Origin of the sequence: Streptomyces malaysiense (assembly GCF_000980885.2) — a bacterium.
GTDB classification, from domain to species: domain Bacteria; phylum Actinomycetota; class Actinomycetes; order Streptomycetales; family Streptomycetaceae; genus Streptomyces; species Streptomyces malaysiense.
Genome location: NZ_LBDA02000033.1, coordinates 81,398 through 100,992, shown reverse-complemented (window position 1 = coordinate 100,992; position 19,595 = coordinate 81,398). Strand labels below are relative to the sequence as shown.

Below are 19,595 nucleotides of genomic sequence, written 5' to 3'. Positions count from 1 at the left end.
CCACAACACGATGAGGTAACCAGTGCTACTGAAAACCTTCGGCTGGTCGTTCGCGGTGACCGCGATCGGCCTGGTCGCCGCCGTCTTCTACGGGGGGTGGGAGGCCTTCGGGGTGGTGGCGATCCTCGCCGTCCTGGAGATCTCGCTGTCCTTCGACAACGCGGTGGTCAACGCCGGAATCCTGAAGAAGATGAACGCCTTCTGGCAGAAGATCTTCCTCACGGTGGGCGTCCTCATCGCCGTCTTCGGCATGCGGCTGGTCTTCCCCGTCGTCATCGTGGCCATCACCGCCAAGCTCAACCCGGTCGACGCGGTCCACCTCGCCTTCGCGGACAAGGACCGCTACCAGCAGCTGGTCACCGACGCCCACCCGGCGATCGCGGCCTTCGGCGGCATGTTCCTGCTGATGATCTTCCTGGACTTCATCTTCGAGGACCGGGACATAAAGTGGCTCCAGTGGATCGAGCGGCCGCTGGCCAAGCTCGGCAAGATCGACATGCTGTCGGTCTGCATCGCCCTGATCGTCCTGCTGGTCACCTCCTTCACCTTCGCCACCCACGCCCACCAGCACGGCGGAGCGCACGTCGACAAGGCGCAGACGGTCCTGATCTCCGGCATCGCCGGCCTGATCACGTACATGATCGTCGGCGGTCTCTCCGGCTTCTTCGAGGAACGCCTGGAGGAAGAGGAGGAGCGTGAGCACGAGGAGGAGGAAGCGGCCGCCCGCACCGGCAAGAAGAAGTCGGCCGTCCTGCTGGCCGGCCAGGCCGCGTTCTTCATGTTCCTCTACCTGGAGGTCCTGGACGCGTCCTTCTCCTTCGACGGTGTGATCGGCGCCTTCGCCATCACGAACGACATCGTGATGATGGCCCTCGGCCTCGGCATCGGCGCGATGTACGTCCGTTCGCTCACGGTCTACCTGGTCCGCCAGGGCACCCTCGACGACTACGTCTACCTGGAGCACGGCGCCCACTACGCGATCGGCGCCCTGGCCGCCATCCTCATGGTCACCATCCAGTACGAGATCAACGAGGTGATCACCGGCCTCGTCGGCGTCGTCCTGATCGCGTTGTCCTTCTGGTCCTCCGTCCGCCGCAACCGGGCTCTCGAAGCGGCCCCCGGCGGCGGCGAGGAGAAGGCCGAGGTCTCCTCCGGGGTGTGACACCCTGATCCATGAGGAACGCTCTGTTCGGGGCGGCGGGCACGGCCGGCCGCCCCGAACGCATGAGGACGATGACCTGGGGGCGGGAAATGGGCTTCTTCGACGGACTGCTGGGCGCACGCGCGGTCGACTTCGACTCCGGCAACGCCACGAACGCCATCGAGCTCACCAAGCGGCGCCAGTCGGCGTCCCTCACCAAGCAGGGCGCGGCCACCGGGCACCTGCGCGTCAACCTCACCTGGCGGATGCGCGCCTCCGACTTCGGCACCCAGCGCCCCAGCCTGCTGCGCCACCCCCTCAAGGCCCTGAAGCCGCCGGAGATCCAGGGCCACGGGCAGAGCATGGTCGACGTCGACCTCGACCTGGGCTGCCTGTACGAACTGACGGACGGCACCAAGGGCGTCGTACAGCCGCTGGGCGACTACCTCGGCGACATCAACGCGGTGCCGTACATCAAGATCAGCGGCGACGACCGGTTCGGCTCGGGCTCCGGCGAGACGATGTACATCAACCTCGACCACCGCGAGTCCATCAAAAGGATCCTGGTCTTCGTCTACATCTACGACCAGACCCCGGCGTTCGACCGCACGCACGCCATCGTCACCCTCTACCCCAGCAGCGGCCCCCGCCTGGAGATCAGCCTGGACGAACGGCACCCGCAGGCCCGCTCCTGCGCCGTCCTGCTCATCGAGAACGTCAAGGGCGAGCTCATGGTCCGCCGCGAGGTCAAGTTCGTCTACGGCTTCCAGGCCGAACTGGACCGGTTGTACGGATGGGGGCTCCAGTGGGGCCGGGGCTACAAGACGAAGATCTAGTGCCGCAACAGGCGACGTCCGCCCCGTCGCGACGCCCTGCACGCACTCTCGCCGCACCGGCCGAAAGCCCGAGTACGTCCGGTACGAGGGCTTTTGTCCGGCACGCCGAGAGCACGCGCCGGACACCGCTCCTTGGCGGGCGAACGCTGCCTGCCGCGGCACTAGCTGCCGCCGCCGGCACTACCGCCCGATGAACTGCGGACCCTGCGGCGGCAGCCGGAAGTCGGGGTCCTCGGCGAAGGGCACGGGCTGCGGGAAGCCGTACGCCGGTGCCGAGGCCGGCGGGGGGAACCCGTACCCCGGCTGCGGCGGCACCGCCGACGTCGGCTGCTCCGGGGGCAGCGGCCGGGAGACCGTGACCCCCTCGTCCACCGCGGGCGCCGACTCCTCGGACTCGTCCACCGAGATGCCGAAATCCGTGGCCAGGCCCTTGAGGCCGTTGGAATAGCCCTCGCCCAGCGCCCGGAACTTCCAGCCCTCCCCGCGGCGGTACAGCTCGCCGCAGATCATCGCCGTCTCCGCGCCGGTCTCCGGCTTGATCTCGAACACCGCCCACGGCTCGTCGTCGGCGGCGTACACGCTGATGCTCAGGTTCGGCACCTGGTCGAAGGTGACCCCGTCCGCGGACGCGACCAGCAGGATCCGTCCGATCTCCGGCTCGATCCCGGTCAGCTCCGACTGGATCGTGTCGGTAAGGCCCTCGGAGACCCGCTTCTTGCCCAGCCGCCACACCTTCCCCGAGGGATGCCGCGGCTGGTTGTAGAACACGAAGTCCTCGTCCGAGCGCACACGGCCGTCGGGGCCCAGCAGCAGCGCCGAGGCGTCCACGTCCGGGACCGACGTGCCCGGCGTCCAGCGCAGCACGGTGCGCACCGTGGTGGCCTCCAGCGGGACGTTCGACCCTTTCAGCATCGCGTGCGTCATGCCGTCATCCTGCCCTCTCGGTACTGGCCACGACAATGCGGGGGGTGTCGGCGACCGACACAGTGGAGTCACCGGAAATTCACGCCGGGCGGGAACCTCGGACAGGTCGCCCTACGTACTATTACCGGCCAGTCTTTACCGAATCCTCAATCCCGGATTGCGACTCTGGGGGAGTCCTATGCGTCATTTCGGGCACATCGCCCCCGAGGTCCGGCAGCGCCTCTTCCACAGGGAGCCCTGCGCGTTCACCGCCGACTCCCCGGCCCGGCTGCTCGCCGCCGCCCTCGGCGCCACGCTGTACAGCCCGGCCACCCGGCCGCGGCTCGCCGACGACGTCCTCCGGCAGGCGGGCAACGGCGTGGTCTCCATGGTGCTGTGCCTGGAGGACTCCATCGGTGACGCGGACGTCCTGGCCGGCGAGGAGAACCTGGTCCGGCAGTTCGCGGACCTCGACTCCCGGGCGGACGCGAAGCCCCCGCTGCTGTTCGTCCGGGTGCGCACCCCCGAGCAGATCCCCGACCTCGTGCGCCGGCTCGGCCCGTCCGTGCGGCTGCTGTCCGGATTCGTGCTGCCCAAGTTCACCGGGGAGCGCGGCCTGCCCTTCCTGGAGGCCGTGACCGCCGCCGAGGCCGACGCCGGGCGCCGGCTCTTCGCCATGCCGGTCCTGGAGTCCCCGGAGCTGCTCTACCGCGAGTCGCGCGTGGAGGCCCTGGAGGGCATCCTGCGCACCGTCGACAAGTACCGCGACCGCGTCCTCGCGCTGCGCCTCGGCGTCACCGACTTCTGCTCCTCCTACGGCCTGCGCCGCGCCCCCGACATGACGGCGTACGACGTCCAGGTCGTCGCCTCCGTCATCGCCGACGTGGTGAACATGCTGGGCCGCGCCGACGGCAGCGGGTTCACGGTCACCGGGCCCGTGTGGGAGTACTTCCGTCTCTCCGAGCGCATGTTCAAGCCCCAGCTGCGGCAGAGCCCCTTCCTGGAGGTGCGGGCCGCCGAGCTGCGCGCGAAGCTGCTGGAGCACGCCATGGACGGGCTGCTGCGGGAGATCTCCCTCGACCAGGCCAACGGTCTGCTCGGCAAGACCTGCATCCACCCCTCCCACGTCCTGCCCGTGCACACGCTGTCCGTGGTCAGCCACGAGGAGTACAGCGACGCCCAGGACATCCTGCGGCCGGAACGCGGCGGCGGGGGCGTCCTCAGGTCCGCCTACACGAACAAGATGAACGAGGTGAAGCCCCACCGCGCCTGGGCCGAACGGACCATGCTGCGCGCGGAGGTGTTCGGCGTCGCGCGTGAGGACGTCAGCTTCGTCGAACTGCTCGCCGCCGGAATACCCGACTGACTCCTCCCGTCCCGGGAAACGCATCCAAGGAACGCATGAACAACGCAGTGAACGACGGTGTCTGGTCCGGCAGCTGGGTCGCCCGGCGACTCGGGGTCGCGCTGACGGGCGACGACGGCCGGGGCGGCGAGGACCTGCGGGCCATGCTGGGCCTCGCCCTGCGCCGCAACCCCAAGCGGGCCCACCTGCTGGTCTCCAATGTGCTCGGCAAGCACGTACCGCAGAAGCCCTCGGTGGTCTACGGCCACGGAGTGCGGCTCGGCCGGCGGGTACGCGCGCTGCTCGGCCCGGAGCGGGCGGCCCGTGCGGTCGTCCTCGGGTACGCGGAGACCGCGACCGGGCTCGGACACGCGGTGGCCGACGGGCTCGGCACGGCGCCGTATCTGCACTCCACGCGCCGGCCGGTCGCCGGGGTGGCGCCCGCGGGCGGGTTCGAGGAGTCGCACTCCCACGCCACGTCGCATCTGCTGTTGCCGGCGGACCCCGGAATGCTGGGCGGGGACGGGCCGCTGGTGCTGGTGGACGACGAGTTCTCCACCGGGAACACGGTGCTGAACACGATCCGCGATCTGCACGCCCGGTATCCCCGGGGCTGGTACGTGGTGGTCGCGCTGGTGGACATGCGGTCGGCGCGGGACGTCCGGCGGCTGGAGCGGTTCGCGGCGGAGATCGGGGCGCGGGTGGACCTGGTCTCCGCCGTGTCCGGGACGGTGACGCTGCCCGAGGACGTACTGGAGAAGGGACAGGGACTGGTCGCGCGATACGCGTCCGGCGCGGCCGGGCCGGCGGGCCGCGCACAGGCGGCGGAGCCGCGCCAGGACTCGCCCCGCGCCCCTGAGGGGGCGCGGACCGTCGACCTCGGCTGGCCCGCCGGCCTGCCCGACGGCGGACGGCACGGGTTCACCCCCGGCCACCGCGCCCGCCTCGAAGCCGCCCTCCCCGCGATGGCCGGCCGGATATCCGACGCCCTCCCCGCCGGCGCCCGCGACGTCCTGGTCCTCGGCTTCGAGGAGCTGATGTACGCCCCGCTCCGGCTCGCCGGTGAGCTGGAGCGGATACGGGACGGCGAGGTGCGGTTCTCCACCACCACGCGGTCGCCCGTGCTCGCGGTGGACGACCCGGGGTACGCGATCCGCAGCCGCGTCGTCTTCCCGGCACACGACGAGCCGGCCGACGGGCCCGGCGAGCGCTACGCCTACAACGTGGCGGGCGGCGGTTTCGACGCCGTCGTCGCCGTGGTCGACTCGGCCGGCGACACCCCCGCGCTGCACGCGCCCGACGGACTGCTCGCGCGGCTCGCGGAACAGGTGCCGTACGTACTGCTCGCGGTCGTCCCCTCCTACGTCCCCGCGCCCCCGCGCGCTCCCGAAAGGCCGGCCATGCTGCCCGAGCCCCTCCGCGGCCCCGCGTTCTCCTCGTACGCACCCGAGGAGGTCGGCTGGCTGCTGCAGGACCTCTCCGACGTCACCCTGGAGGCGCCGACCGAGGAGCGGGAGGAGGCCATCCAGAGCGGCGGGGCGCACTACGCCGAGTCGCTGCCCGTCGAGTACCAGCCCAGCGCGCGGTACCAGGAGCTGTTCCACGCGGCCCTCGACGCCTCGGCCGCGCGCATCGCCCGCGCCGTCGGCGTGGTGACCGAGACGGTCCTCGGCGAGCTCCCCCACTCCCGGCTTCGCTCGGGCGGGGGGACCCCCGCGCCGCGACCGGTGCTGGTGTCGCTGGCCCGCGCCGGGACCCCGGTCGGCGTGCTGATGCGCCGCTGGGCGCGCTTCCGGCACGGCCTCGAACTGCCGCACTACGCCGTTTCGATCGTGCGTGGCCGGGGCATCGACGCCAACGCGCTGCGCTGGCTCGCCGCCCACCACGACCCCAGGGACGTCGTGTTCGTGGACGGCTGGACCGGCAAGGGCGCCATCACCCGTGAACTCGCGCGGGCCGTCGAGGAGTTCGAGAAGACGGAGGGCATCAGCGGATTCGACCCGGAGATCGCCGTCCTCGCCGACCCGGGCTCCTGCGTGCGCACCTACGGCACCCGCGAGGACTTCCTCATCCCCTCCGCCTGCCTCAACTCGACCGTCTCCGGGCTGATCTCGCGTACGGTCCTGCGCGCCGACCTGGTCGGTCCGGACGACTTCCACGGCGCGAAGTTCTACCGCGAACTCGCCGACGCCGATGTCTCCACGGACTTCCTCGACGCCGTGGAGGCACGCTTTTCCGAGGTCACCGACGAAGTGGCGAAGGCGGTCAAGGAACTGCCGGCCGAGGACCGCACGCCGACCTGGGCGGGCTGGCGGGCCGTCGAGCGGATCAGCGAGGAGTACGGCATCCACGACGTGAACCTCGTCAAGCCGGGTGTCGGCGAGACCACCCGGGTGCTGCTGCGCCGGGTGCCCTGGAAGATCCTCGCGCACAGGGGCGCGGGCGCCGACCTGGACCATGTCCGGCTGCTCGCCCGGCAGCGCGGGGTGCCGGTCGAGGAGGTGGACGAACTGCCGTACACCTGTGTCGGGTTGATCCACCCCCAGTACACGCGCGGGGCGACCGGCGCCGACGGGAAGGCGGTGAACGTCTGATGCCGGTGCTGGTGGCGAGCGACCTCGACCGTACGCTGATCTACTCCTCCGCGGCCCTCGCGCTGACCATGCCGGACGCCCGCGCGCCCCGGCTGCTGTGCGTGGAGGTGCACGAGAGCAGGCCGCTGTCGTACATGACGGAGACGGCGGCCCGGTTGCTGACCGATCTCGGGGACGCGGCCGTGTTCGTGCCGACCACGACCCGGACCCGCAAGCAGTACCAGCGCGTCAACCTGCCGGGCCCGCAGCCCGCGTTCGCGATCTGCGCCAACGGCGGTCATCTGCTGGTCGACGGCGTCACCGACCGCGACTGGCACGCCCGGGTGCTGGCCCGCCTCGCCGACGAGTGCGCGCCGCTGGCCGAGGTCCAGGAGCATCTGGCGCGGACGGCCGACCCGGTGTGGCTGCGCAAGCAGCGGGTCGCCGAGGACCTGTTCGCCTACCTCGTGGTCGAGCGCGAGCTGCTGCCCCCGGACTGGGTGAAGGAGCTGGCCGCCTGGGCGGAGAGCCGCGGCTGGACCGTCTCCGTCCAGGGCCGCAAGCTCTACGCCGTGCCCGAGCCGCTGACCAAGAGCGCCGCCGTGCACGAGGTGGCCCGCCGCACGGGCGCGGACCTGACCCTGGCCGCCGGTGACTCCCTGCTGGACGCCGACCTGCTGCTGGCCGCGGACCGGGGCTGGCGGCCGGGGCACGGCGAACTGGCGGACACCGGGTGGCTGGCGCCGCGGATCAGCGCGCTGCCGGAGCGGGGGGTGCTGGCCGGGGAGCGGGTCCTGAGGGAGTTCCTGAACGCGACGCGCACGGCCGCCCCGTAGCCGCCCCCGGCCGGAGGCTAGCCGCAGCAGCCCCCGCCGCAGCAGCCGCCGCCCGCCCGGGGCGCGGGGGCGGCGGTCCGGGCCGAGCCGCCCACCGCTACCGTGGACAGCAGTTTCACCGTGTCCGCGTGTCCGGCGGGGCACGGCGCCGGCGCCGCCGACTCCGACATCGGCCGACTCAGTTCGAACGTGTCGCCGCAGCTCCGGCAGCGGTACTCATAGCGAGGCATGGGTCCAGCGTAACCGTGGGGTAAACGTGGCATCTCAATGTTTGATGAGTGTTGGGATACATCAGGTACTCAAGCGGAGGAATCGAAAACTTCGCTGATAACTTGTGAAGCCGTTGCGAGGACGCTCAGCTCACCGCGCGAGCAAGAGCGAGTGCGGAGGGGAGACGCATAGTGACCGATGCGTCGCAGGGGGAGGGCCGTTCCGGCCAGGGCGAGCAGCCGCTCGACGCCGACCGGACCCTGCATCTGAGAGTGGACGCTCTCAGAGCCGACGAGACCATGCAGTTGCGCGCGCCCGCGCCGCCCGAGCCGCCGTCCGGCGGCGGACGGGCCGAGCGCAGGCGCAGCGCGCGCCCCTCCACACGGGAGCGCGCGGGGAGCGTGACCGCCCGAATACCCGGCTTGCTGGCGCCACTGACGGGCCGGCTCGCGCCGTACCTGCGCCCTCTCGCGCCCTACGCGCGGCGCCTCAAGCCCGCCTACCCACGCCCCGGCCGCGACGGCTGGCGGCGCTGGATGCCCTCCTGGCGGCAGTGGCTCGGCGGCACCCTGGCCTCGTTCGGCCTGCTCAGCGCCTTCCTGGTGACCGCGTACGCGCTCACCGACATACCGAGCGACCTGAACTCGTACGCCACCCAGCAGGACAACGTCTACTTCTGGTCCGACGGCACCCCGATGGCCCGTACGGGCTGGGTGCAACGGCAGGCGATGCCCCTGAAGGACATCCCCCCGGACGTCCGCTGGGCGGTGCTCGCCGCGGAGAACGAGACGTTCTACTCCGACCCCGGAATATCCGTGAAAGGCATCAGCCGCGCCCTGTTCCGCACCGTGGGCGAGGGGGACACCCAGGGCGGCTCCACTATTACCCAGCAGTATGTCAAGAACGTCTATCTGAACCAGAACCAGACCCTCAGCCGTAAGTTCACCGAGGCGATGATCTCGCTCAAGCTCGACAACAAGATGAGCAAGGACAAGATCCTCGACGGCTATCTCAACACCAGCTGGTTCGGCCGCGGCACCTACGGCATCCAGCGCGCCTCCCAGGCCTACTACGGCAAGGACGTCAGCAAGCTCAACGTGTCCGAGGCGGCCATGCTCGCCGGGCTGCTCAAGGGCGCGGGCCTGTACGACCCCACCCTGAGCAAGGCCAACCACGAGCGGGCCGAGGCACGCTGGTCCTGGATCCTCGACCGCATGGTCAAGATCCACAAGCTGACACCGGCACAGCGCGCCCAGTACAAGACGTTTCCCGAGCCGCTGAAGTCCAACCCGCTGTACAACACCGGCGAGCAGAGCGACTACCTCGTGGAACTGGCCTCCCAGTACGCCAAGAAGGCCGCCCACCTGACCGACCAGCAGTTCGACCTCGGCGGCTACCAGATCTACACCACCTTCGACCGCAAGCGGGAGAACGCGCTCACCGACGCCGTCACCAAGGCCCGCAAGCAGGCCAAGCAGAACGACCCCGACGCCGCGAAGAACGGCCACTACGGGGCCGCCTCCGTCTCCACCGACGGCCGGATCCTCGCCGTCTACGGCGGACCCGACCACCGCACCCAGGGCTACAACGAGTCCAACGCGACCACCGTCCCGGCCGGCACCGCCTTCCTGCCCTTCGTCTACGCCGCCGGGCTCGAACACGGCGTCCACAAGACCCGCGGCGGATCCGCCACCCCCGTCACCCCCGAAAGCGTCTACGACGGCGACGACGCCGTCCCCGTCAGCACCCCCGAGGGCCCCTACTGGGACCGCAGCGGCAAGAAGGTCGCCGCACACAACGACGGCAACAGGTCGTACGGCAGGATCACCCTGCGCGAGGCCCTCGCCAAGTCGGTGAACACCCCGTTCATGCAGCTCGGCATGGACACCGGGCTCGGTCAGGTGCGCCAGACCGCCCAGGCGTCCGGGCTGCTGCCCTCCAGCATCGGCCGCCAGGTGCCCGAACTGTCGCTCGGCAGCTCCACGCCCAGCGCCATCCGGATGGCCAGCGGATACGCCACCTTCGCCGCCGACGGCACCCACACGGAGCCGTACTCGGTGCGGCGCATGACCCGCAACGGCGCACCCGTCGCCCTGGCCACCCCGCACCCCACCCGAGCCGTGCGCGCCGAGGTCGCCGGGGACGTCGACCAGGCGCTCACCGACTCCTTCCGCGCCGCCCACCCGGAGGTCTCCACCCCGGACGTGGCGGGCAAGGCCGGGACCGCCGACCAGGGCACCACCGACGGGGAGAGCGCCGGAAAGAACACCGCGGCCTGGTACGCCGGCACCGCCGACTCCGTGTCCACGGCGGTCGTCGTCTACCGCATGGACCTGGCCAAGTCCCTCGAACCGCTGCCTCTGAAGGGACTCGCGGGCGCCTCGCCGGACACCGTGCCCTACGCCCTCTGGTCGGCCGCCATGGGCCTGGACTGACCCCCGGCCCCCGAACCCCTCGACCACACGGAGATTGAGCCGCGCATGTCTCGCAAGAAGGAACAGACGGGCCGGGGCCGGCGTCGCGCCCCCGGCCGCCGCCGTGTCCCCGCCGCCACCCGCCCGCAGATCTTCACGCTCGCCGCCCTCCTCGTCGTGGCCTCCCTGGTGGCCGGCTACCTCGCCCTGAGCCGCCCCGACGACACCACACCCACCGCCGCCTCCGGCAAGGGCGGCAAGGAGCCCGGACCCACGCCCTCCGCGACCGCCAAATGGGACGGCAAGACCCACGTCCTCGGCGACGGCTCCACCTCCTACACCGGACCGCAGCAGGGCACGCTGAAGCCCGTACCGCTCAAGCCCGGTGAGAAGCCGCCCCAGTTCGTCGTCTTCTCCTGGGACGGCGCCCTGCAGGGCGACGACCATCTCTTCTCGCACTACCGGGAGATGGCCAAGGAGTACAACGCCCACATGACCTTCTTCCTCACCGGCATCTACCTGCTGCCCAAGAGCAAGAAGGACCTCTACCACGGCCCGATGCACGAGCCCGGCGACGCCGCCATCGACTACCCGACCGACGAGCACATCCGCACCACCCTGGAACAGCTCCGCCTCGCCTACGAGCAGGGCAACGACATCGGCACCCACTTCAACGGCCACTTCTGCGGCGCCAAGGGCGGCGGCGACTGGAGCGTCCAGCAGTGGAAGAGCGAGATCGACCAGTTCTACTCCTTCGTGGAGAACTGGAAGACGAACACCGGCTACACCGACATCCCGCCCCTGCCCTTCGACTTCAAGAAGGAGGTCATCGGCGGCCGCGCGCCCTGCCTGGAGGGCCAGCCCAACCTGCTGAAGGCCATCAAGAGCTACGGCTGGCGCTACGACGCCAGCTCCCCGGGCGACTTCCAGATATGGCCCACCAAGAAGAACGGCATCTGGGACTTCCCGCTGGAGATGCTGCCGTACGAGAACGGCAAGTTCCAGGGCCTGTCGATGGACTTCAACTTCCTCTACAACCAGTCGGGCGGCGAGACCGACGGCGACCCCGCCAAGTACGCCCAGTGGGAACAGCAGACCGTCGACTCCTACATGGCCGGCTTCAACCGCGTCTACTACGGCAGCCGCGCACCGCTGTTCATCGGCAACCACTTCGAGCACTGGAACGGCAGCATCTACATGAAGGCCATCGACCGGATCATCCCGCAGATCTGCACCAAGAAGGGCGTCAAGTGCGTCTCCTTCAGGGAACTCGCCGACTGGATGGACGTCCAGAAGCCCTCGACGCTGGCCGCGCTGCGCAGCCTCGACCCCGCCCAGTCCCCGGACTGGTCGACGATCGCCAAATGACATGAGCGCAGGCCAGGTTCCACTTGTGCAACCCCCTTCACACACGCTCAGGAGACCGTGCGAAGATGCCCCCTCCCGGTAGGTGTACCGGCATAGAGGGGAACATCATTGAAGTCGAGAAGACTCAGCCGTAAGGGGCGTCGCACCACCATCGTCGGGGCCTCCGCCGCCGCCGTGGTCGCCGGAGTGGCGCTCATACCCAACTGGACCGCGGGCGCGGCGGTCACCAACGACCCGACCGTGGACGCGTCCACCAAGGCGACCTTCCAGAAGCTCGCCGACGCGGTCTTCACCGACCGCACCCAGGCGCTGGTGGACGGCTCCACCAGCGCCCGCACCCAGCACACCAAGGGCTTCCACGGCTCCGTCCGCCTCTCCGGCGGCCAGAGCCACGCGCAGTCCTCCGCCCTCGGCCAGCTGCGCGCTCGCAAGAACCGCCTCGCCAAGCTGGGCGAGAAGTACAGCGCCGGCAACACCACGGTGACGCTCGACGCCACCGAGGTGCACGGCCGGAACGCCAAGGTCGCCGTCACCGAGACCACGTCGCTGACCTACAAGCCGGGCACCACCTCGGCCAAGGGGCCGAAGACCACCGGCTTCCAGGCCCACCACGAGCTGACCTTCCGGGCCGGCCGGCACGGGGACTGGCAGCTCACGGGGATCAAGGACACCGACGACGGCTACCTCGCCGTCAACCAGGTGGCCACGCCCTCGGCGCCCAAGGACGACAAGCCCGCCGCCTCCTCCGACGACGGCCCGCCCACCGCGCCCCGCGCGGCCACCAGCTACCCGGCACCGGCGAACCCCAAGAAGCTCACCGGGGGTACGTACGACTACAAGGCGATGGTCGCGTACGCGAAGAAGTACTGGAACCACTACAACACCGCGTACCCGAACTACAACGGCGAGGGTGCCGGCGGCGACTGCACCAACTTCGTCAGCCAGGTGCTGAAGGCGGGCGGCTGGAAGCACGTCCCCGGCTACACGAACGACTACACCAAGTGGTTCGGCACCGCCGACATCCAGTCCGACTCCTTCGTCGGCGTCAACGAGTTCTCCTGGTTCGCGCTGTCCTCCAAGCGCGTCACCCCGCTCGCCAACGTGTACCAGGCGGACCTCGGTGACGTGATCCAGATGGACTTCAACCGGGACGGGTCCAAGGACCACTCCATGGTCGTCACCTACCGGGACAGCTCCGGCGTGCCGTACGTGACCTACCACTCCACCAACACCTACAACAGGTCGGTGGCCAGCCTGGTCGCGTCCTACCCGACGGCGTACTACTACGCCTACAGGACCTGACCCCGCCGGTCCTGCCGCCCCGGGTCCCCCCGCACCTCACGCGTACCATGCGCCTCCCGCGCACCGGGCGCGCCGGGCGGGGCGGCCTCGGGGTGGCGGGCCCGCCAGTACGGATTGTCGTGCGGCAGCGTGTGACCGACCCGGCCGTACATCCCGAAGGTCATCAGCAGCAGCCCCACCACGAAGCTGAACAGCACGTTCTGGATCCTGAACGCCAGGAAGTTGTTCGGGGTGTCCAGCAGGGCCAGGAACAGGAACCCGTTCAGCAGGAACAGGATGCCCAGCACCATGTTCAGCGTGGACGCGACGTTCCCGCCGATCGCCATGCCGACCAGCAGCAGCGCGCCGATGCAGATCGACAGCACACTGAGCGTGCCGTTCGTGTTCAGCCCCGCGACGGTCGCACCGCCGATGTCGAAGAACCCGATGTGGTTGAGCAGGCCCAGGATGCCGAAGACGACGAGGAACACGCCGATCAGCCCCGCCCCGACCCGGTACACCAGATTCAGCCGGTGATCGACGGGGAGATGCTGATCGAACCGGATCCGCTGCTTCTCCTGCGTATGCGCTGCGTGTGTGGCCATCTCGGCCTCCCTCGGGCGCGCCGGCGGCGACCATTCGTCCCAGAACGTGGCCTAATCAATATCCGCCCGAACCGGGACACCCGGCAACATGACGCCCCACCGCCGCCTCAGCGCGCGACGCCCCCGCGCTCCTCCCGGATCCGCGCCACCACCTGCGCCGCCGCCTGCCGCACCGCCTCCGTCTCGGTCAGGAAGTGCCAGTAGTCCGGATGCCGGCCGCCCTCGAGACCCGCGACCGCACGCTCCAGCCGCGCCACCGCCTCGTCCAGCGGCCGGGCATGACGCGGATCCGGTGTCGTCCGCCCCGTCATCGCCAGCCGCTGCGCGTCCCGGATCGCGAACCGCGACCGCTCGACCTCCGCCTGCGGATCCTTCTGCACGGCGTTCAGCCGCGCCAGCCGGTCACCCGCCGCCGAGACCGCGTCGTCCGTCGCGTTCAGCAGCGCCCGCACCGTCGACAGCAGCGAGGCGGCGTCCGCCCAGCGCTGCGCGTCCCGCGCCGCCCGCGCCTCGCCCAGCTTCCGCTCGGCCTGCGCCACGTTCTCCACCGCCTGCGCCGGCACCTGCTGGAGGTCCTGCCAGCACGCCGCCGCGAACCGCCGCCGCAACTCGCTGAGCACCGGGTCCACCTGCCCCGCCCGCGTGGTCAGCGCCTGCGCGCGGGTCCGCAGCGAGACCAGCCGGTGGTCGATCTCCGCCGCCTTCTCCGGCAGCCCCTCGGCCTGCGCCCGGATCGCCCCGGCCTCCCGCTGCACCCGCTCGGCCCGCTCCAGCGTCTGCTGCACCCCGTGCTGACCGGCGCCCTGGTTCAGCTTCGTCAGCTCGGGCGCCAGCGCGGCCAGCCTGCCCGCCAGGTCATCGGCGCGCAGCCCCTGCTCCCGGACGCCGTCCAGCGCGTTGCTCGCGGCCAGCAGCGCCTGACGGGCGCGCTCCACCGCGGGCGCCACCCGGGCGAGCAGCGTCTCGGCCGAGCCCAGCAGCGGCCCGAGCGAACCGCCGAACCGGTCCAGCTCCTGCCTGACCCGCACCAGCTCGTCCCGCGCCGCCGTCAGCTCACCGCGCGCCCGCGCCGCCGCCCCGGCCTCCAGGTCGGCCCGGTCCAGGTCATGCGCGTCGACCGCCTGGATGTACCGCCGGCTGACCTCGTCGATCCGCCGGCCCAGCCCCTCGAAGTCCGCGGCGGCACGCCGGGCCGCGGGGGAGTCGTCCACGGCCGTGATGGTCTCGATCGAGATCCGCAGATCCCGCTGCGCGGTGTCCAGCTCGTAGAACGCGGCCGCCGCCGCGTCCTTCGCCTCCTGCGCCTGCGCCCGCTGGCTCTCCGCCCGGCCGCCGAACCAGCGCCGGGTGCCGCCGCCCGCGAAGGCGGCGGGCAGCGCGAGCGCGACGAGCGCCGGCAGGCTCATCAGGGCGAGCGTGTCCCGGAGAGCGGCGGCGGCCCCGTGCCGGGTCCTCGCGGTGGACGACGGTGGGTACGGCTGTGTCGCTGGCGTGCCCGGTCTCGCCGTCACATCCCTCTCCCGTGCTGTGGTCCGCCCTGGGTGGTGCCATTCTCCCACCCCGTACAGACGAACACACGGGCCCGTCAGTTCACCGTACGCACCGTGACCTTTCCGCCGAGGGAACCGGCGATCACGTGGTGCCCGCCGGGCCGTTCCCGCGGCGCGGAGACATGGGCACGTAGACATGGGCACGGAGACATGGACGCCCCCCGTTCTCCGGCTCGGGCCCCGTCCGGGGGCTGCCGGAGACCGGGTGGGGACAGCCCCCGGCCCGCGTCCGCCACCCCACTGTTCGGGTTTGGCCCGCACCGGCTCGGGCAAGGTAGGCTGTCGACTCGACCTGGGCAGCAGCCCGGGGCACGGGTGCGTAGCTCAGGGGTAGAGCGCCTGCCTTACAAGCAGGATGTCGGCGGTTCGAAACCGTCCGCGCCCACCGATGGGGAGAGCCCTCGGCCGAATGCGGCCGGGGGCTCTTCGTGTTGGGGTGGGCCGGGGTGGGGTGTGGCCCCGGCGGTGGGGGAGTCGTCGCGGGGCGGGGCCTGGATGCAGGCGGTGACCAGGAGGGCCAGGGCGGCGATGTAGGTGGCCATGCAGAGGGTGGCGCGGCCGGGGAAGCCGAGGCCCGCGGCGCCGAGGCCGATCAGGGAGTCGGAGGCGACGAAGACCAGGCCGCCCCAGAGGGCCTTGGGGCCGAGGACGCGGGCGGTCAGGGCCATGGTGAGCAGGGCGAGGGCGTAGACGGCCACGGCGGAGCCCAGCGCGGGGCCGAGGGCGGGGGCGAGGGCGGCGACGGCGGTGGCCCACGCGGCGAGGTAGGCGGCGCAGACGGCGCGGCGGGTGCGCAGGTGGTCGAGGGCGCCGGCACGCAGGAAGGCCGTGATCCAGCAGAGTTGGGCGCCCAGGAAGAGGGCGAGGCCGAGGCCGAAGGCCGGGGTGCCGGGGATCAGCAGGGCGGTGTCCCCGGCGGCGGCGAACAGCAGCCCGGTCAGGACGAAGGCGTGCCGGGTGCCGGTCAGCCGCCACAGGTGGGCGGCGAGGAGCGGGGCCAGGAGGGGTTTGGCGAACCACTCCGCGGCGTGCTTCCCGGTCGCCACCCCGACGAGTTCGACGACGCACAGCACCGCGAGGACCGTGATCGGCGGCGGCATCCCGGCCGCCCGCGCCGGATGGTCGGGAGCCGGTCGTGGGGCGCCGCGCCCCGGTATGTGTCCCTCGGCCATGGCGATCAGGGTGGACGCACCGGGGATGGTGGTCAACTGGTTGGACCGGATCGGCCGTCAGGAGTCCCCGGAGTTCCCGTGGGCCTGCTCCTCGTGGACGTGTTTCAGGCGGCTGCGTGCCTGCACGCGCTGGTCGGCCGCGACCTCGGCCCAGAACCGGTGGGTGCTGATGAACACCGCGAGTTCGTGTTCGCGGCGGCGGAGCTTCTCCACCTCGGCCTGTTCGTCGGCCGTCCAGCCCGGGGAGGCGGGGCGCTCCGCCTTGCGCCAGCCGTTGTCGTCACTGAAGGCGTCGACCGGCTCGACCGACCAGGGCAGCCGTCTGAGCAGGGCCGACAGCTCGGCCCTGACCTGGTGCAGCTCCTCCTGGCCGGCGAGGAGGTCACTGGGGAATTCGTAGGTCGTAGCCACGCGGCAATGCTACGCCTGTTCGATTTACGGTTGCGAGGTCGACCGAGAGGTTCATCCGAACGGGCGTTCATGAGCCGGGGCGGAGCCGGCGGCGGGTCCGGAGGCCGGGGTCGTCAGGATGATCAGCTGCCGGGTGGCCCTGGTCATCGCCACGTAGCGGTCCACCGCGCCTGCGACGCCCTCCCCGAACCCTTCCGGGTCGACCAGTACGACCAGGTCGAACTCCAGGCCCTTCGACAGGCCGGGGGACAGGACGCGGACCCGGGGGCCCGGCGGGCGAAAGGCCGGGGCGCCGATGACGCAGACAGTGCCCTCGGGGTGGGCGGCGAGCCAGTCGTCGAGGACCGCGGTCAGGTCGGCCGCCGAACCGCGGCGCACCGGCAGACCGTTGCCGCGGATCGACGTCGGTACGTTGGCGTCCGGCAGCGCGGCCCGTACGACCGGCTCGGCCTCCGCCATGATCTCCTTCGGCGTGCGGTAGTTGACGGTCAGGCCGGCCAACTCGACGCGGCCGAAGCCGATTCGGGCGAGCCGCTCCTGCCAGGACTCGGTGAAGCCGTGCCGGGCCTGGGCGCGGTCGCCGACGATGGTGAAGCTGCGCGACGGGCACCGCGAGAGCAGCATCTGCCATTCCGCGTCGGTGAGTTCCTGCGCCTCGTCCACCACGATGTGCGCGAACGGCCCCGCGAGCGCGTCCGGTTCGGCGGTGGGCAGTACCGTCTCGTCGATCAGGGCGTCCCGCAGATCCTGCCCGTGCAGCATCGTCACCGCGCCCTCGCCGTCGTGGTCGGCCGCGAGCATGTTGTCGATGACCCCGGTCATGCGCGCGTGCTCCGCGGCGACCGCGGCCTTGCGCCGGCGTTCGCGCACCGCGGCCCGCGGGTCGCCGAGCCGCTGCCGTGCCGCGTCCAGGAAGGGCAGGTCCGACACCGTCCACGCCTGCGCGTCCGCGCGCCGCAGCAGTCGTACCTCCTCGGGCGTCAGCCAGGGGGCGCACAGCCGCAGGTACGCCGGTACCGACCACAGGTCGCCGACGAGGTCGGCCGCCTCCAGCAGGGGCCAGGAGCGGTCGAAGGCCGTGCGCAGCTCCCGGTCGCCAGCCAGCGACCTGCGCAGCAGTTCGGTGGGGGCGCCGCCGTCGTGCCGGTCGGCCAGGAGGGTGAGGAGTTCGTCCCAGACCTGTGCGCGTGCCTCGTTGTGCGGGGTGCCGGGCTCGGCCGAGTCGAAGGCCGACTCCCAGTCGGCGGCGGTCAGTTCGAGGTCGCCCCAGGGGGTGGTGACCGTCAGCGGCCCGGTGGGCGGCTCCTCGTAGAACCGGACGGCCCGCTCGATCGCCCCCACCAGCCGTGCGGAGGACTTCAGCCGGGCCACCTCGGGGTCGGGCTCGGTGCGCGCGGCCGCGCCCTCGGTGACGAGGTCCCGCAGGACGCAGGTCTGCACGCCCTCCTCGCCGAGGCTCGGCAGCACGTCGGAGACGTACGCCAGATACGGCCGGTGCGGGCCGACGAAGAGCACCCCGCCGCGCCGGTGGCCGAGGCGCGGGTCGGAGTGGAGGAGGTAGGCGGAGCGGTGCAGGGCGACGACCGTCTTGCCGGTGCCGGGGCCGCCGTCCACGACGAGGGCGCCGCGCGAGCCCGCCCGGATGATGGCGTCCTGGTCGGCCTGGATGGTGCCGAGCACGTCGCGCATCCGCGGCGAGCGGTTTCCGCCGAGGCTCGCGATGAACGCCGACTGGTCGTCCAGCGCGGCGTGCCCGTCCAGCGCGTCCGGGGTGAACACCTCGTCCCAGTAGTCGCGGACGCGGCCGTCCGCCCAGCGGTATCTGCGGCGGCTCGTCAGGCCCATCGGATTGCCGTGGGTGGCGCCGAAGAAGGGTTCCGCGGCCGGGGAGCGCCAGTCCAGCAGCAGCCGGCGGCCGGTGTGGTCGGTGAGGCCGAGCCGGCCGACGTACATCGGCTCGTCGGGGTTCGCGGCGCTCACCATGCGGCCGAGGCAGAGGTCGAGGCCGAAGCGGCGCAGCGTGCGCAGGCGCGTGGTCAGCCGGTGCACCTCGGCGTCCCGGTCCAGCGCCTGCCGGCCCAGTCCGCCGGGGGCCCGGCGCTCCTGGTCGAGTTGGCCGGAGACCTCGGCGATCGTCCGCTCCAGGCACCGCGCGATCGCCGCGAAGTGCTTCTCGTCGGTGGCGACCAGGTCCGGGGCGGCCTTGGCGAAGAGGCGGTCGGGGAGGTCGAAGGCGCTGGTGGCGCTGGGCACGGGGAGGCTCCGGTTCGAGAGGGGGGCGGGGTGAGAGGGGCCGGGAGAGGGGGGCGTGGCGCGGTGGCGGGCGGTGTTCGGGGGCGTTCGGTGGTCAGGGGCGTATCAACGCCGCGGGGCGGCGCACGCGCCCTCCTCGCGACTCCCCGATCCGGCGGCTTTCGGGCCGGACGGAGGATTCTGCGGCATCAGGGGGGCCTTGCCGCAAGGCCCCCCGTGCGCTATACGTTGAGAGTGGCAAGGAGTCCGATGACCTCCTTGCCTTTGTCTTTTCCTCTCGCGCCTCCGGTTCCCCGCGCGCCTCGCGCCCCCGCTCGCCGCGCCCCTCTCACCGCGCCGGACGCGGCGCGAGACTGAAGGCATGTGCCGGAGTATCAAGACGCTGCGTCCGCCCGTGCTGCCCGATGAGGCCACGGAGGAGGACATCCACGCCGCCGCGCTGCAATACGTGCGCAAGGTCTCGGGCTTCCGTGCCCCCGCCGCCCGCAACCGCGAGGTCTTCGACGCCGCCGTCGCGGCGGTCGCCCGTGCCACGGCCGAACTGCTCGGCGGCCTGGAGGTGCGCGGGCAGGTGCCACGCACCGTCACGGAAGCGAGGCGACGCCCGTAACACCGCGCCCGTAGCGTCACTCTTGGCGCCTTTCACACGATGGATCCGGCCGGACAGAGGCAGTTTCGGTCATATTTTCGCGCACCC

At 71.5% G+C, this 19,595-nt stretch carries 16 protein-coding genes and 1 tRNA gene; 10 read left to right on the top strand and 7 right to left on the bottom strand.

The window, feature by feature from the left end:
* The first annotated feature begins 22 nt into the window (after nt 1-22).
* Together VT52_RS15040 and VT52_RS15035 are read left to right on the top strand one after the other, a co-directional pair.
* Nucleotides 23-1,162 (top strand): DUF475 domain-containing protein, encoded by a 1,140-nt coding sequence (locus VT52_RS15040; protein ID WP_046425117.1) that lies wholly within the window; start codon nt 23-25, stop codon nt 1,160-1,162.
* A gap of 89 nt (nt 1,163-1,251) precedes the next feature.
* Complete coding sequence (locus VT52_RS15035; protein ID WP_046425118.1) at nt 1,252-1,977, top strand: TerD family protein; 726 nt, start codon at nt 1,252-1,254, stop codon at nt 1,975-1,977.
* A gap of 180 nt (nt 1,978-2,157) precedes the next feature.
* Here VT52_RS15035 and VT52_RS15030 read toward each other — a convergent pair whose 3' ends face one another.
* Complete coding sequence (locus tag VT52_RS15030; RefSeq protein ID WP_046425119.1) at nt 2,158-2,901, bottom strand: TerD family protein; 744 nt, start codon at nt 2,899-2,901, stop codon at nt 2,158-2,160.
* Between the two features lie 178 nt (nt 2,902-3,079).
* Here VT52_RS15030 and VT52_RS15025 point away from each other — a divergent pair, with 178 nt between their 5' ends.
* Genes VT52_RS15025 through VT52_RS15015 form a run of 3 tightly spaced genes read left to right on the top strand, consistent with a single transcriptional unit; the run spans nt 3,080 to nt 7,634 of the window.
* Entirely contained in the window at nt 3,080-4,246 is a 1,167-nt protein-coding gene (locus tag VT52_RS15025; protein ID WP_046425120.1) for an HpcH/HpaI aldolase/citrate lyase family protein, read from the top strand.
* 35 nt (nt 4,247-4,281) lie between these two features.
* Nucleotides 4,282-6,819, top strand: a complete 2,538-nt coding sequence (locus VT52_RS15020; protein WP_046425121.1) for a phosphoribosyltransferase — start codon at nt 4,282-4,284, stop codon at nt 6,817-6,819.
* The gene (locus VT52_RS15015) at nt 6,819-7,634 is read left to right on the top strand and encodes an HAD family hydrolase (protein WP_046425123.1); all 816 of its coding nucleotides are present in this window, start codon (nt 6,819-6,821) and stop codon (nt 7,632-7,634) included. Before VT52_RS15020 ends, VT52_RS15015 begins: the two co-directional genes overlap by 1 nt.
* A gap of 17 nt (nt 7,635-7,651) precedes the next feature.
* On the opposite strand, the gene VT52_RS15010 is transcribed toward VT52_RS15015, so the two are convergent.
* Nucleotides 7,652-7,864, bottom strand: coding sequence for an FmdB family zinc ribbon protein (locus tag VT52_RS15010; RefSeq protein WP_046425125.1), 213 nt, complete (start codon nt 7,862-7,864; stop codon nt 7,652-7,654).
* Nucleotides 7,865-8,143: 279 nt separating this feature from the next.
* Here VT52_RS15010 and VT52_RS15005 point away from each other — a divergent pair, with 279 nt between their 5' ends.
* From VT52_RS15005 to VT52_RS14995, 3 genes are all read left to right on the top strand, one after another.
* Nucleotides 8,144-10,279: a transglycosylase domain-containing protein gene (locus VT52_RS15005; RefSeq protein WP_079175062.1), complete on the top strand. Its 2,136-nt coding sequence runs from the start codon at nt 8,144-8,146 to the stop codon at nt 10,277-10,279.
* A 45-nt stretch (nt 10,280-10,324) separates the two neighbouring features.
* Nucleotides 10,325-11,626, top strand: coding sequence for a polysaccharide deacetylase family protein (locus VT52_RS15000; protein ID WP_046425126.1), 1,302 nt, complete (start codon nt 10,325-10,327; stop codon nt 11,624-11,626).
* A 174-nt stretch (nt 11,627-11,800) separates the two neighbouring features.
* Nucleotides 11,801-12,928 (top strand): amidase domain-containing protein, encoded by a 1,128-nt coding sequence (locus tag VT52_RS14995; RefSeq protein WP_240509769.1) that lies wholly within the window; start codon nt 11,801-11,803, stop codon nt 12,926-12,928.
* On the opposite strand, the gene VT52_RS14990 is transcribed toward VT52_RS14995, so the two are convergent.
* Both VT52_RS14990 and VT52_RS14985 read right to left on the bottom strand, forming a co-directional pair.
* A complete protein-coding gene (locus VT52_RS14990; RefSeq protein ID WP_046425128.1) occupies nt 12,916-13,512 on the bottom strand; it encodes a DUF4383 domain-containing protein in 597 nt (198 codons plus the stop codon). The genes VT52_RS14995 and VT52_RS14990 overlap by 13 nt on opposite strands.
* Nucleotides 13,513-13,619: 107 nt before the next feature.
* Entirely contained in the window at nt 13,620-15,023 is a 1,404-nt protein-coding gene (locus VT52_RS14985; protein ID WP_046425130.1) for a coiled-coil domain-containing protein, read from the bottom strand.
* A 352-nt stretch (nt 15,024-15,375) separates the two neighbouring features.
* Between VT52_RS14985 and VT52_RS14980 the strand changes: the two genes are divergently transcribed.
* Nucleotides 15,376-15,447, top strand: a tRNA-Val gene (locus VT52_RS14980).
* Here the strand turns inward: VT52_RS14980 and VT52_RS39705 are convergent.
* From VT52_RS39705 to helR, 3 genes are all read right to left on the bottom strand, one after another.
* Nucleotides 15,407-16,162, bottom strand: a complete 756-nt coding sequence (locus VT52_RS39705; RefSeq protein WP_420856284.1) for a lysoplasmalogenase family protein — start codon at nt 16,160-16,162, stop codon at nt 15,407-15,409. The genes VT52_RS14980 and VT52_RS39705 overlap by 41 nt on opposite strands.
* 129 nt (nt 16,163-16,291) lie before the next feature.
* Nucleotides 16,292-16,645, bottom strand: a complete 354-nt coding sequence (locus VT52_RS14975; protein ID WP_046425132.1) for a hypothetical protein — start codon at nt 16,643-16,645, stop codon at nt 16,292-16,294.
* A gap of 51 nt (nt 16,646-16,696) precedes the next feature.
* Nucleotides 16,697-18,898 (bottom strand): RNA polymerase recycling motor ATPase HelR, encoded by a 2,202-nt coding sequence (helR, locus tag VT52_RS14970; protein ID WP_046425135.1) that lies wholly within the window; start codon nt 18,896-18,898, stop codon nt 16,697-16,699.
* Nucleotides 18,899-19,259: 361 nt separating this feature from the next.
* Between helR and VT52_RS14965 the strand changes: the two genes are divergently transcribed.
* Nucleotides 19,260-19,508 (top strand): DUF2277 domain-containing protein, encoded by a 249-nt coding sequence (locus VT52_RS14965; protein ID WP_046425137.1) that lies wholly within the window; start codon nt 19,260-19,262, stop codon nt 19,506-19,508.
* Nucleotides 19,509-19,595: the final 87 nt, after the last annotated feature.